Raw genomic sequence first — 15,186 nt, 5'->3', positions numbered from 1 at the left:
TTATACAATTTTATGAAGCAACTAAGTATTGTCTTTAAAAAAAGGACAATGGTATTATTCTTATCCCTTACGGGAATTTTGATAACGACAACGGCAACAGGGCAGCAACAAAATGTCGTGAAGGATGTTAGTAAAGGTTTCGTACATCAATCTATTGGAAATCCTTATTTACCACTTTGGGAGCATCTTCCGGATGGCGAACCCCGGGTTTTTGAAGATCCAGACGTGCCCGGAAAATACCGCGCCTATATCATCGGCTCACATGACTTGCGTTTTACAAGTTACTGTGGACCTGATATCAGAATGTGGTCAGCACCGATAGAAGACTTGACGAGCTGGCGCGATGAGGGTGCTATTTTTACTTATCCAATGGATGGTAAATGGGATGTCATGTATGCACCGGATCTTGTGGAGGTCAAGCGAAAAGATGGGAAAAAAGAATATTACTTGTTTCCACACAGCAGAGGCGAGCATCGCGAAGCCATGGTCGTCAAAGGAGATCGGCCGAATGGTCCGTTTAAACCAGTAAATCTGACTGCGGATGGCAAACGTACCTTGCCGGGAAGTATCTTGGGATTCGATCCGGCAGTTTACATTGAATATATTACTGATCCGAAAGATCCTGATTTTGAAATAGGCTTTCGCGCTTACGGCTTCTGGGGATTCCAACGGTCAATGGCAGCTCAGTTGGATCAAAAAACAATGTATTCACTAAGGCCTGGAACTGAAATTATCAACTATCTTTTGCCGGCGAGTGCGCGTTATGGAGAATTACGTGATCCTAAAGGAACGTTGTATCCTGCCATCTTCCAAGGAGAAGATCTAGGGACGTTCAATTTTTTTGAAGCATCGTCTATCCGAAAGGTGGGAAATAAATACGTCACTGTCTATAGTGGTTATTCTGGCCCTGAATATGGGGTCAGTAGCTCCAATTCAACCCTAAGGTATGCAGTGGCAGATTCACCTCTAGGACCATGGAAAAGCGGAGGTGTCTTAGTCGACTCACGAGCCCCAGTATTGAATCGTGATGGATCGGCTATCGAAACTACAAATGCTGGCCATAATACGCATGGTAGTATAGAACTAATTAATGGACAATGGTATGTATTTTATCATCGCCCACCACGAGGATTTGGTTTTGCCCGGCAGGCAGTAGTTGAGCCCATCAAAATAGAATGGGATGAAAAAGCAGTGAAAGATGGCGGAATGGTTTCTATCCATGCTTTCGACCCCTATCAGGAAAATTTGACGATCAAAGATAAGCAAGGAAGGGAATATAAAGGTGCCGAAGTGACCTCTGAAGGATTTCATTTTTATGGTTTGAACCCATACCAATATTATTCTGCAGGATACGCCTGCTATCTCTCTGATATAAGCTTACAGCAAGACTCATGGGATGTCTGGGATAACCATATGCCGGTGACAAATATGAAAAATGGAAATATTGTCGGGTTTAAATATTTTGGATTTGGAGGGTTGAAGCAGGATAAATTTGGATTGAAGGCTTTTAGCGGAAGTAAACAAGGAAATAATACAACATTCAATTTATTTATTACCCCAAAAACCCACGCCGCATTTAAAGTTAATGTTTGGTTGGATGGTCCCTGGGATAATGATACCTGGAAAGGCACAAAGATAGCCCAAATCTCCATTCCGGAAAATGCTAAGTCTGCTGTGACACAGTTTACAGTTGATGTATCAAAATACGTCGATCATCTGGATCGAAAACATGCTCTTTATCTGGTAGCTGAAGGTAACGATGGCTCAGCTCTTTTTGATTTTATCGGATTGGGATTTAGTTCGAAAGAACAAAGAATTGAGCGTACAGTTTCACCTACAGTGGAGATTACTGTAAACGGTAAAAAACTGACATTACCTTCGATACCAGTTAGATCCACGGATGAGAATGGCCTAGTTGGTTATCATACTTATGAGGTTGTTTCTCCTATTGACGCAAAAGACAAAAAAATCCCTGTTGTAAGAGCATCGGCTGACAACCCTGAGGTTAAGATTATGATCAAACAGGCGAGTTCGTTGACAGATCATGCTCAAGTTAATTGTATTTACAAAGGCCAAACGAAGAGTTATCTGGTGAAATACATATTAAATTGAATCAATCGGAAATCACGCGCTTTTCCAACTAGCAGGCATAGAAAGGGCGGCAGAATATAAAAGATTGGTGTCGGGTGCGGGTGTGAGGGGATCTGTTGGCAATGTACGTCATTTTCAAATATGAGCTGGATGATGCAACTACCGATAAAATCATTGGATATTGAATCCAGATATAAATATTTAAAAAAAATAAACTATGAACATAGTAACAACAATCGTTTTGACCGTAACAACACTATTAGGCGTTACGTGTGCACGAGCAAATATACAGGATATGGAACGTGCTCCTGACTCCATATGTTTAAAAGAAGCTTTCGAGGATAAGTTTTTTATCGGTACAGCCCTCAATCTTGATCAAATCTGGGAGCAAAATACCAAAGCTGTTGCAGTAGTCAAAAAACAATTCAATTCCATTGTTGCTGAAAACTGTATGAAAAGTATGTTTCTTCAACCCAAAGAAGGCGAATTTTATTTTAAGGATGCGGATCGTTTCGTAGAGTTTGGTGAAAAAAATAAGATGCAAATTATTGGTCATACATTGATCTGGCATTCACAGACACCGGCCTGGTTTTTTATCGATAAAGATGGGAAGGATGTTTCCCGTGATGAGCTGATTGCACGCATGCGCAATCATATAAAGACTGTTGTATCGCGATATAGAGGAAAGGTATTTGGTTGGGATGTCGTTAATGAAGCGATATTGGATAATGGAGAATGGCGTAAAAGCAAATTCTACCAGATCATCGGTCCCGAATTTATTGAATTGGCCTTCAAATTTGCCCACGAAGCTGATCCAGATGCGGAGTTATACTATAATGATTATTCAACGTCAATTCCGGCGAAGAGAAAAGGTGTTATCGCGATGGTTGAGCGGGTGAAGGCGGCTGGCGCATTTGTGCATGGTATCGGTATGCAGGAGCATAATGCGTTGGACAATCCATCTCTTGAAGAAGTGGAAAAGACCATTCTAGGCTTTGCTAGTCTTGGGGTTCAGGTGATGGTTACCGAAATGGATATTTCTGTACTTCCACATGGACGCCCAAATATGGGGGCTGAGATCAGCGAACGCCTTAATTATAGTAAAAAGATGAATCCCTATGAAAAGTATTTACCTGCACAAAAAATGTCAGAATTGGGAAAGCGATATACTGATTTTTTTAGGTTATATATCAAACACAAGGATAAAATATCCCGTGTGACTTTGTGGGGCGTTGGCGATGGCGATTCGTGGAAAAATGATTGGCCCATTTTGGGACGAACGGATTACCCTTTATTATTCGACCGCCTATACCAACCCAAGCCATTTGTAAAAGATATTATCGCATTGACTCAAAAAAAAGAGGTAAAAATGAACAAAAGTAGATATTTATACCCTAATGACTACATGGCGGATCCTTCGGCGCATGTTTTTGAAAACAAGATCTATATTTATCCATCGCATGATAGGGAAAGTGGCATAAAAGCAAACGATAATGGCGATCATTTCGATATGCAAGATTACCATGTTTTTTCGATGGATGATGTCGATGCTGAAATTAAAAATCATGGTAAGGTGTTGGATATAAAAGATATACCCTGGGCTGGTAGGCAGTTTTGGGATTCGGATGTGACCGAGAAAGATGGTAAGTACTATATGTATTTCTCTCTTAAAGACAAAAACGATATTTTTAGAATAGGTGTGGCAATAGCGGATCAACCCTATGGCCCTTTTATCCCTCGGGCTAACCCAATCAAAGGGAGTTACAGCATAGACCCCTGCGCATTTAAAGATGACGATGGTTCATATTATTTATATTTCGGTGGTATTTTGGGGGGACAGCTACAATTTTATAGAAACAATAAAATTGTTTCTCCAACAACATTACCGCATGTAGATGAGACGGCATTGAGCCCAAAAGTTGTTAAGATCTCCGAAGATATGTTAGAATTCTCGGAGCAGCCGAAGGATCTTGTTATTTTGGATAAAAATGGACAGTCATTAAAACACGGAGATAATGGAAAACGATTTTTTGAAGCTTCCTGGATGCATAAATATGAGGGGAAATATTATTTTTCCTATTCTACAGGAGACAGCCATTTGATCTGTTATGCGATTGGGGATAATCCATATGGTCCTTTTACTTACCAAGGTGTCATATTATCTCCTGTTGTAGGCTGGACGACGCACCATAGTATCTTACAGTTCAAAGGCAAATGGTATCTTTTTTATCATGATTCAGCGCCGTCTGGCGGAAAGACATGGTTGAGGAGCATGAAAGTCACCGAACTTGAATACGACGAAAATGGAAAGATAAAGCAAATTAATGGTCTGTCTTCCTAGTTCATTTTCAAAATAAGGCTGAAGTTGCCTTAGGTATTCTCCCGGATTTCTATATTTAGTCAAAAAGGTGCGCCTTGCCGTTATCAGCTCTCATAAGGAATGTTGATACCGTATAAAGCAGACGGCTGTTTATCTTTTTGGGGTTGCCGCTAGCCACTTTTTCGGTACAAAAAATAGCAACTGAGTAAACTCAAATTGACAAGCACAGCAAAAGCATTTGAATATATTATAGGTAGTTCCCTTTTAAAGACTCCATACCACACCCACAATGAAAGCCCTAAAATCAGTGTTATGAGCATCAAGGGGGATAGATCGTCTACATTTTTCTCTTTCAGGACTTTTAGGAGTTGTGGAAGCATAGCCAAGGAGGTCAATATGCCGGCGATTATACCCAAAATGTTGTCGTTGACCATTTCGTAGGGGGATTAGATGAGCTACATTGATGAACTTCTCTATACTAAACAAAGCGCAGGGATAAATCGTTTCGGTAAAAATTTTCTTTCTCAGGGCGACGGCGTTTTATTACTCCTATGACTCGTAGAATTAGTTTGCCAATAGAAAAATCGTGGGTATTTACTCAGGCAAATAAAAACAGATTTAGTTTTTTTGTAGAAATGATAAATTATTTTTTTCTATTTAGAATTTAAATGTTAAATTGACACTAATTATTTGTTTTTATACTTTATTTCATTCATAAACATGAAAAGTAAGTGTTAAAAACAGGTATAAATTATAACCAAATTTCAGCTAAAATGCAGATTATTTGAGATATGGAGCGAGTAGCCAATGCTGATCGGCAACGATTGATGTGCGTTGGTGACGAAATACTTGGACGGAATGTTCTTGTGCGAAATAACGCTATTAAAATCTTCGTAGCAGCTGATTAAAAAATTATGATCCTTGTAAACTAATAAGTCTTTTATAATGAAATTAAAATTTATAATAGGAGTTGCATTTGCACTGAGCAACGGAATGTTATTTGGTCAAAGTAGCGTGAGATTAGAGCGCCCAGACGAGAAACTGACAATAAGCCGGCATATTTATGGACATTTTGCCGAACATTTGGGACGCTGTATTTATGATGGTTTTTATGTGGGTGAGAAAAATGATTCTATTCCCCATAAAAACGGTGTACGGACTGATGTTATCGAAGCCTTAAAGAAGCTGAATATACCGAATCTCCGCTGGCCTGGAGGATGCTTTGCTGACACCTATCACTGGAAAGATGGTGTGGGACCTAAGACACAACGTCCTTCGATGGTGAATAGCTGGTGGGGCGGGGTAACGGAAGATAATACTTTCGGTACCCATGATTTTCTCAATATGTGTGAATTGTTGGGTGCGGAACCGTACTTGGCCGGTAATGTGGGAAGTGGTGAGGTTCAGGAACTGACGGATTGGGTACAATATGTGAATTTTGCGGGTAAAAGCCCAATGTCGGATTGGAGACGTAAAAATGGGCGTGATGAACCATGGAAGGTTAAGTTTTGGGGTGTAGGCAATGAAGCTTGGGGCTGTGGTGGGAATATGACTGCCGACTATTACACGGACATCTACAGAAAATATGCCACCTTTATGTCTGATTGGACCAATGGCGGTGGCTTGTATCGTATCGCCTCTGGAGCCAATAGTGCTGATTATAATTGGACTGAAACGTTAATGAAGAAAATTCCGAATAGCTTGATGAAGGGGATGGGCCTGCATCACTATGCTGTAATTAATTGGAATAAAAAGGGTTCTGCTGTAAATTATTCAGAAGAGGAATATTTCAAAACCATGAAGTCGGCCTGGTTTATGAATGAGCTGGTGGAAAAGAATATCACTATCATGGACAAATATGATCCGAAAGGGAATGTCGATTTGATCGTGGACGAGTGGGGTGGTTGGTATGAAGTTGAACCGGGTACAAATCCAGGTTTTTTGTATCAACAAAATACCATGCGTGATGCCATGATAGCGGGAATGACGTTAAATATTTTTAATAATCATGCACGCAGGGTGAAAATGGCGAATTTGGCGCAAGCAGTAAATGTACTGCAAGCTGTTGTTTTGACGGAAGGCAAAAAGATGATTTTGACACCGACGTATCATGTAATGGAGATGTATAAAGTGCATCAGGATGCAAAATTAATTCCCATAACACTGCAATCAACAGATTTTGAATTGAACAATGAAAAAATTCCGGCGGTATCTGTCTCGGCTTCTCAGGATGCGGATGGACGTACACATATCTCTTTGGTCAATATTGATCCGAAAAAGAAAAATAAGGTACGTGTGGATCTGGCTTCGTTGAAGGCTTCAAAAGTCAGCGGGCGTATACTCACTTCAGATAATCTGAGGGATTACAATTCATTCAAAATGCCAGCAAAAATCGCTCCTGCTGTGTATAAAGATGCGAAGTTGTTAAATGGCGCTGTCGAGGTCGATATTCCTGCATTTTCGGTAATTGTGCTGGAGATAATATAAATTGTAAAATAAACTTAAACGGATGAAAAAAGTAGTGTCAATGACGCTGTTGCTTGCGACTCTAGGTTCTTGGGCCGTGGCTCAGTCTCCGATTGAATTAAATATCCAATTGGACCAGGCCAGTGGCAAAATATCACCGCATATGTGGGGGGTATTTTTTGAAGATATCAATCTTGGAGCAGATGGGGGAATCTATGCAGAACTGGTTAAAAATAGATCTTTTGAATTTGATCAACCTTGGATGGGTTGGAAAAAGCTGGATAATGCGGGCGAGGGGACTTATTTGCTGCTGAATGATAGCCAACGCAAAGGAAATAAACGTTATTTAAGACTAAATAATGTGTCGAATTTAAAATTAGGATTGCAAAATGAGGGTTTTCGGGGTATGGGAGTAAAGGATGGGGAGGAATATGAATTCTCATTGCAATACCGTAGTCCTAATGCGGATATGAAAATCAACGTAGAGGTGTTGAATGAACAGGATAAGGTGATTGGTTCGACTGTATTGCCATTGGCTTTGTCAGCTAATTGGTCTGAGGGGGCAATCAAATTTCCCGTGACATCAACGACAGCGAAAGCAAAGTTAAATGTTTGGTTTAGTGGTGCCGGAGTGCTCGATGTGGATATGCTATCGTTATTCCCGAAGGATACATGGAAAGGACGATCCAAGGGATTACGGAAAGATATGGTGCAAATGCTGGCAGACATGAAACCTGGGTTTATTCGTTTTCCGGGTGGCTGTATTGTAGAAGGGAGGGACTTGGCCAACAGATTTCAATGGAAAAAAACTGTCGGTCCGATAAACGAGCGGGAGTTAATCATTAACCGTTGGAATACCGAATTTAAGCATCGCTTGACTCCGGATTATTTTCAGACTTTTGGGCTAGGATTTTACGAATACTTCTTGTTGGCCGAGGATATTGGTGCAGCACCGGTTCCAATTCTCAATTGCGGCATGGCCTGTCAGTTTAATACAGGAGAGTTGGTTCCGCTGGAACAGCTGGATGAATATGTACAGGATGCGTTGGATCTGATTGAATTTGCAAATGGATCGGCTGATACAAAGTGGGGTAAATTGCGCGCAGAAATGGGGCATCCGGAGTCTTTCAACTTGAAGATGATCGGTGTGGGTAATGAAAATTGGGGGCCACAGTACATTGAACGGCTCGCAGTATTTAAAAAAGCGCTGAATGAGAAACATCCTGAAATTGCAATCATAGCAAGTTCGGGAACAGATCCTGAGGGAGACCGATTTGATTTTCTGAATGATAAGCTCAGAGCTATGAATATCAATATCATAGATGAACATTATTATCGTCCACCATCCTGGTTTTTATCGAGCGCGAGCCGTTATGATCATTATGACCGAAAAGGCGCAAAGATTTTTGCGGGAGAATATGCTTCTCATACAACTCGACCCAATGGTCCGGGTAAAAGTACTTGGGAAGCTGCGCTATCAGAGGCTGCATTCATGACTGGCTTAGAGCGAAATGGTGATGTGGTTGAAATGGCCTCTTATGCACCTTTATTTGGACATGTTGATGGCTGGCAATGGTCTCCCGATTTAATCTGGGTTGATAATTTACAGGTATACGGAACGCCGAGCTACCAAGTCCAGAAATTATATTCTACCAATAGAGGTTCGGAAATTATTCCCATCACCCGTGCGGGGCAGCCGGTTGCCGGGAAGGATAGTCTATACGCTTCTGCGGTATATGACCAAAAGCTAGGTCAGTTGATAGTCAAACTCATTAATTATAATAGTAAACCTGTAGAGGTTAGTTTTGATATTGCTAGCAGGAAGAAACTTGCAAACGCTGGGGAGAAGATAATCTTAGCTGGAAAAGACTTGAATGTGAGTAATAGTATTGAAGAACCATTGAATATTCAACCCAAACTGGAACCGATTACTTTTAAAGGGAAGAAACTTACTGACAGCTTAGCGCCATATTCGTTTACCCTAATCAAGCTTCAAGTCCGGTAAAGGGCTCATCCAAGAGAATGAAGTGTTGTTAGGGGAGCTCGGATTAATAGCGCTCTGAGGTAGCCTAATTGAATAGGCTGGTCAAGTGTATTACTAATTAAAAGTATTTTTGACATGAAGAAACGAATTATTGTCAGTGGAGTATTATTGTTGCTATTTTCGGGCCTGTTCGCTCAGGAACTCAAGGTGTCTGGTCCTGATGGAAAATTGGAAGTAGATCTATCCTTGGATCAAGGTAGACTTTATTATCGAATTCATCTTGAGGGGCAGGAGATGTTAGCGAAGTCGCCCCTGGGATTAAAGGGCGAAAATGTTGACCTGTTCAGTAACATGCGTTTGGTGGATTCCAATACAAAAAATATTGATGAGCATTATGAAGAACCCAAGATTAAACGTCGCCAAGTGCACTATAAGGCAAATGAATTGCAATGTACATTGGAAAATGACCTAAAACAAAAGCTCATCGTTATCTTTCGGGTCAGTAATAATGATATTGCTTTTCGGTATGGTATTCCGCAGACCGGCGAGCCTGCTAACTTAACGGTCAGGGAGGAAATAACTGGTTTCAAGTTTCCGGAAATAACGACAACATTCCTCACACCGCAAGCTTCACCAATGATCGGCTGGAAGAAAACAAAACCGAGCTATGAAGAATCATATGTGCCAGACGAGGCGATGGGAACTGCTTCCAAATATGGTCTGGGGTATACCTTTCCCGCATTATTTCATATCGGAAGCCGGGGGTGGATTCTGCTATCGGAGACGGGAGTGAATGCCAGTTATTGTGGTGCCAAACTCAGTGAGGGAACGAAGCAGGGATTGTACAAGATTGCTTTTCCTGAAATAGGGGAGAATAATGGGATTGGTGCAGCAAACCCCACCCTGGCTTTGCCGGGCTATACGCCATGGCGAACGCTGACAGTAGGAAGCTCTCTAAAGCCGATTGTCGAAACGACGATCCCATTTGATGTCGTCGAAGCGCAATATACAGCGACGAAACCCTATAATTTTGGCCGAGCGACATGGAGCTGGTTGGAGTGGCAGGATGAAAGCATCAATTTTAATGATCAGAAAAAGTTTATTGATTTATCGGCGTCAATGGGCTATGAATTTGTTTTGGTTGACAATTGGTGGGATGAGCGCATAGGAAAGGTTAAGATCGAAGAGCTGGCAAACTATGGACGTGAAAAAGGGGTGGGGCTTTGCCTATGGTACAATTCTAATGGCTATTGGAACGATGCCCCGCAGACACCCAAAAACAAGATGAATAGTAGCGCCGCGCGAAAAAAAGAAATGGCTTGGATGCAATCTATTGGTATCAAGGGTATAAAAGTGGATTTCTTTGGTGGTGATAAACAGGAAACGCTAAAGTTATATGAAGAGATTCTTGCGGACGCAAATGCATATGGCTTGGCAGTGATTTTTCACGGCTGTACCTTACCCCGTGGTTGGGAACGTATGTACCCTAATTTTGTAGGAAGCGAAGCTGTGTTGGCCTCTGAGAATCTGATTTTTACACAGCATGCCAATGATATGGAGGCTTTTAACGCTACGCTGCATCCTTTTATCCGTAATGCCGTAGCCGCAATGGATTTTGGGCCGGTGTTGCTTAATAAACGCCATAATAGGGGAAATAATGGTGGTACCACGCGCAAGACAACCGAAACATTTCAGCTGGCGACGGCGATCCTGTTTCAGACTCCCGTGCAGAATTTTGGCCTAACGCCAAATAATCTGTTGGATATGCCAAATCATATTATTGATTTTATGAAGCAGGTTCCGACAACATGGGATGAGACGGTGTTTGTGGATGGCTATCCAGGAAAATACGTGGTATTGGCCAGACGGAAAAATCAGCAATGGTATATTGCAGCAATTAATGCGGAAGCGAAAACAAAAGAAATTGAGATAAATTTGCCAATGCTTTCCGGTAAACCGATACAGTTGATAAGCGATACAAAAGAACGTGAATCCGTACAAAAAATGATAAATCTCAAAAAAGAAAAAACGATCAGACTGACTTTACAGCCAAATGCTGGAGCATTGTTATTTGGAGAATAACCGTTTTTTATCTTTTTTTGCTTTTTTTTGTCGAGCTATGAAGAAATTGTTGATTGTACTTGCCTTTCTTTCGCCATGGTTGGTTGTAGGGCAAGCAAGTCGCCCTCATTTTTTTTTACTTCAGGATGGATTGACAAATCACCAAGTATTGGATATCGTGCATGACGATAATGGTTTCATGTGGGTAGCAACAGAACTTGGACTCAACCGTTTTGCGGGTAAAGCCTTTAAATCCTACTATGCCTCAGAAAAGCAAGATGGGCTGTCCGTCAACAGCAACGAAATCAATACATTACTTTATGACGATCGTAAGCTATATATCGGTACACGATCGAATGGATTGAATGTACTCGATTTAACGACGAATAGATTTACCTATTATTTACATAATCCGACTGACGCAAAGTCCATAGCTACAAATGATATTACAGCTATGCTTAAGGCAAGGGATGGAAAGCTGTGGTTAGCGACTTATCATCAGGGGTTGCAGCACTTTGATCCGATAAAAAAAGAGTTTAGCCATTTAAATAAAAAGAATTTACCTGGATTTCCTGAAAACAGTATATGGTCACTCGCGGAAGATCAAAAAGGAATGCTGTACGTAGGACACGTCAAAGAGGGATTAACAATACTGGATCCAATTCATCGATCGGTAAAAAGATTTACGCATCAAAATACCGCTGGTGAATTACCGGATAATGAGGTTAAAGCCCTACATTGTGATCGTTTTAATAACATCTGGATCGGTACCCGCAAAGGACTTGCGGTTTACCATAGCTCGAGCGGCCGGCTAATGCGTATTCCTTTGGCTGGATCATCAAAAAATGGAAATGAGCCCTTTGTTTACGCAATTAAAGAAATAGGAAATACCATTTGGATAGGAGGGGAATCGTCTCAGCTCTTTGCTTTACAAGCTACATATGGATATGACCGACGGATTGAAGGCGTCAAGCAACTGCAGGTTTTTGATTTAGGAAAAGGAAATAATGCAATGGTGCAGGATATTGCTGCAGATAGATTTGGTAATATCTGGCTGGCGGTATATGGTGGCGGTGTGGGCGTTATCAGTCATATTAAACCTTTTTTTAATGTTTTTCCGCCAGCTGGACTTCTTTCAGATCGGTTGGCAACAGTGAGTAATATAATCGTAGGCAATAATGAGGCTGTTTGGTTAGCAACGGAAGGATCTGGAATTGTGGAGATTAACAGAGATGGCGATTTGCTCAGGCAGATAACTCAAAAGAATGGAAGCCCTGATGATTTTATATTGACAGCGTTTAAGGATCATAATCAACATATTTGGTTAGGTTTGCGAAAAGGGGGAGTAGCAGTCTGCTATGCTAGATCGGAAAAATGGCATGAAATTGACCTGGGGGAGCCGGTGTCCGAGGTGCGGGCTATTTATGAAGATCATCGTGGAGCAATTTGGATTGCTGCATACCAAGGTTTATTTATCTACGATCCGTTTACCCATAGCGTTCAAAAATTGTTAATCAACAATCCTATGCTAGGAGACTATGCCCCTAGAGCGTTGGTGGAAGATGGACAGCACAATATGTGGGTAGGGACGTACGGACAAGGACTCTACGTATATAATGGCAACCGAAAATTGATTCGGAAAATGGATAGCGGAAATGATTTACGCAGCAATACCATTAATCATTTGATGCGTGACAAAAACAATGATATCTGGATTGCGACAAATCAAGGAATGGCATTGCAGGAAGCGAGAAAAAAAATCGGGGACCTGATAATTTTAATGCCTCCAGGTGATGACGCTTGGTTGTTTGTCAATGGGCTCGCGGAAGATCAAAATGGTCATATTTGGTGTTCTACCAAATCAGGTATGTTACGTTATCTACCCAAAGAAAAGCGTTTTCTTCAGTATGACCAATCATTTGGTTTACCACTCGGGGGCTTTATCAATGGAAGTGTGGGGCAAGATCTTAAAGGTCGGTTGTTTTTTGGGATGCAAGATGGAATATGCTATTTTGACCCGAATGAAATCCCATCAAATCTACCGACATCTCCGTTACGCGTCAGTCGATTTATTGTCTTTCGATCTGGAGAGTCAAATACACAGGAGGACAAATATCCCTCAGAATTTAATGAGATTAGGCTTGCACATGATGAAAACAGTTTTCGGATCGAGCTTGCGGTAATGGATTATGCGCTAGACGGGCTGGTCGAATTCGGTTATCAATTGCAGGGGCTAAATAATGACTGGATTTTTCTCGGTAACGAGACCAATCTTGACTTTCGGAATATTCCGTACGGCCATCATGAGCTGTTGATCCGTACGCGTTTGAAAAATGGATCGTGGTCACAGACCTATCAGCGTTTGCTGATCAAAATCACACCACCTTTTTACCTGAGTCTGACCGCAAAGATCGCTTATCTACTGATCTTCCTGCTGATTATTTATACGCTTATTTTCTTTTATATCAAAAGAATGAGAGCAGAATCTGAATTGAAGCTCAAAGAGCGGCAGCACCGTCAAGATGAACAGTTGCATAGTGAGCGAATGAATTTCTATACACACATCACCCATGAACTTCGAACACCACTAACACTGATACTAGGTCCTCTTGACGATCTTTCTCATGAGGAACAATTATCTCCAAAAAATAAGGGATTGGTACATACCGTTCAGAAAAGTGCCAATAGACTTTTTACATTGGTCAACCAACTTTTGGAGTTTAGAAAAGTCGAATCGCAGTTTAAACCGCTTGTACTTGAACCGGGCACATTGAGTGAAATGCTCAGGGATATCTTGGAAAAGTACATGACCTTAAATAATAAAACTGAGGTTCAGCTACTGTCTGATCTGCCCCGAATAGATATCCGCACATTATTCGATGCTGAAATTGTTCAGTTGATTGTAGATAATCTATTATCGAATGCGTATAAATATACCGATGCTGGGCATATCAAATTAAGTCTAATGTATGAGGAGTCAAATTTGGTCAATTGGGCCATATTGTCTGTTGAAGATACAGGTTGTGGGATTCCGGCAAAAGAGATTGATCGAATTTTCGATAAGTTCTACCAAATTCCTAAGGGGGGAGTCCACGGTACTGGGATCGGTTTGGCACTGGTAAAAGACCTAACGGTGATTCATCAGGGAAAGATAGAAATTAGTAGTACTGAAGGTTTGGGAACAAAAATATCAGTACGATTTTTAGCAAATAAAGTCCCCCCTGAAAGCGGGACTGAAACAGATTTGTTGATAGAAACGGAAAATGAGGAGACGGAGCATGGCCGTCCGCTGGTCCTTTTGGTCGAGGATGATAGGGATTTACGTGAATATTTAGGAAATATATTGCGCATAAATTATGATGTTTTGTTGGCCGAAAATGGCGTAGTTGGTTTAAAAATAGCGCAAAACAGTGTACCTGATATTTTGATCAGTGATATTATGATGCCAGATATGGATGGTTTTATTTTGGCGGAGCAATTGAAAGCGGAGCGAGCGACAAGTCATATCCCCCTAATTTTATTGACCGCAAAGGATACGGAGCTGGATCGGCAACGGGGTTATGAACTCGGTATTGACTCTTATCTAACAAAACCTATTGGCGGAGCATTGCTGATCAAACGTATTGAGAACTTGCTTCGTAAGCAGAAAGCTATGAACGGTGCTATTTTACAGAAAATAAAGGCGGATGATCCAATAGACAGTGTAAAAGGTAAGGAAATCGAGAAAGATGAATTATGGCGCGAAAATGCCTTTGTACAAGATTTTGTGTCCATTGTCGAGCAGCATATGCAGGATGATGTGTTAGATGCCGCTAAGCTGGCCGAAAGGATGAATATGAGCCAGTCTACCTTATATCGGAAACTCAAAGGAATCACTGGTAAGAATATCAATCAACTTGTGCGTAAAATAAGGATACATAAAGCGGCCGAATTGCTGCGTTCTGGTGCATACAATGTGACCGAAGTTTCATTTATGGTAGGAATCAATAGTGCTATTTATTTTAGACAGTGCTTTAAAGAAGAATTTGGCAAGCTTCCATCGGAATACCAAAAGTCCCACACTAAAGCCTGATCAATGTATAGTGATGTATGCTTGCTCTCGTCGCTCTGCCAGGGTAAGCATACACAAGTCTTCCATGTGAAACGCCGTAGAGAAACTCCCCCATCGGAACAGGTGGTGATTAGAAATATATGCAAATTGGAGCTTAAAAGCCGTTTTTTGACCGAAAATTATATGGTATTTGACGGATTTGTATACGGTTGG

Annotated in this window: 7 protein-coding genes; 6 read left to right on the top strand and 1 reads right to left on the bottom strand. The window is 41.2% G+C overall.

Translation table 11 applies throughout. The features are described from left to right. Nucleotides 1-12 precede the first annotated feature (12 nt). Together HPC41_RS14915 and HPC41_RS25380 are read left to right on the top strand one after the other, a co-directional pair. Complete coding sequence (locus HPC41_RS14915; protein ID WP_172394752.1) at nucleotides 13-2,112, top strand: hypothetical protein; 2,100 nt, start codon at nucleotides 13-15, stop codon at nucleotides 2,110-2,112. 196 nt (nucleotides 2,113-2,308) lie between these two features. After that, nucleotides 2,309-4,432 (top strand): endo-1,4-beta-xylanase, encoded by a 2,124-nt coding sequence (locus tag HPC41_RS25380; RefSeq protein WP_246250676.1) that lies wholly within the window; start codon nucleotides 2,309-2,311, stop codon nucleotides 4,430-4,432. A 149-nt stretch (nucleotides 4,433-4,581) separates the two neighbouring features. On the opposite strand, the gene HPC41_RS25815 is transcribed toward HPC41_RS25380, so the two are convergent. Next, nucleotides 4,582-4,845, bottom strand: a complete 264-nt coding sequence (locus HPC41_RS25815; protein ID WP_172394751.1) for a SemiSWEET transporter — start codon at nucleotides 4,843-4,845, stop codon at nucleotides 4,582-4,584. A 511-nt stretch (nucleotides 4,846-5,356) separates the two neighbouring features. Between HPC41_RS25815 and HPC41_RS14895 the strand changes: the two genes are divergently transcribed. The 4 genes from HPC41_RS14895 (at nucleotide 5,357) to HPC41_RS14880 (ending at nucleotide 14,994) form a co-directional block, all read left to right on the top strand. Then, a complete protein-coding gene (locus HPC41_RS14895) occupies nucleotides 5,357-6,898 on the top strand; it encodes an alpha-N-arabinofuranosidase (RefSeq protein ID WP_172394750.1) in 1,542 nt (513 codons plus the stop codon). A 22-nt stretch (nucleotides 6,899-6,920) separates the two neighbouring features. Beyond that, on the top strand, nucleotides 6,921-8,882 hold the full coding sequence (locus HPC41_RS14890; protein WP_172394749.1) for an alpha-L-arabinofuranosidase C-terminal domain-containing protein: 1,962 nt from the start codon (nucleotides 6,921-6,923) through the stop codon (nucleotides 8,880-8,882). Between the two features lie 114 nt (nucleotides 8,883-8,996). Beyond that, nucleotides 8,997-10,943, top strand: a complete 1,947-nt coding sequence (locus HPC41_RS14885) for a glycoside hydrolase family 97 protein (protein WP_172394748.1) — start codon at nucleotides 8,997-8,999, stop codon at nucleotides 10,941-10,943. A 37-nt stretch (nucleotides 10,944-10,980) separates the two neighbouring features. Next, nucleotides 10,981-14,994, top strand: coding sequence for a hybrid sensor histidine kinase/response regulator transcription factor (locus HPC41_RS14880; RefSeq protein WP_172394747.1), 4,014 nt, complete (start codon nucleotides 10,981-10,983; stop codon nucleotides 14,992-14,994). Nucleotides 14,995-15,186 lie beyond the last annotated feature (192 nt).

The organism is Sphingobacterium prati, assembly GCF_013167215.1.
Lineage (GTDB): Bacteria > Bacteroidota > Bacteroidia > Sphingobacteriales > Sphingobacteriaceae > Sphingobacterium > Sphingobacterium prati.
This window is presented reverse-complemented; position numbering and strand designations above follow the sequence as displayed.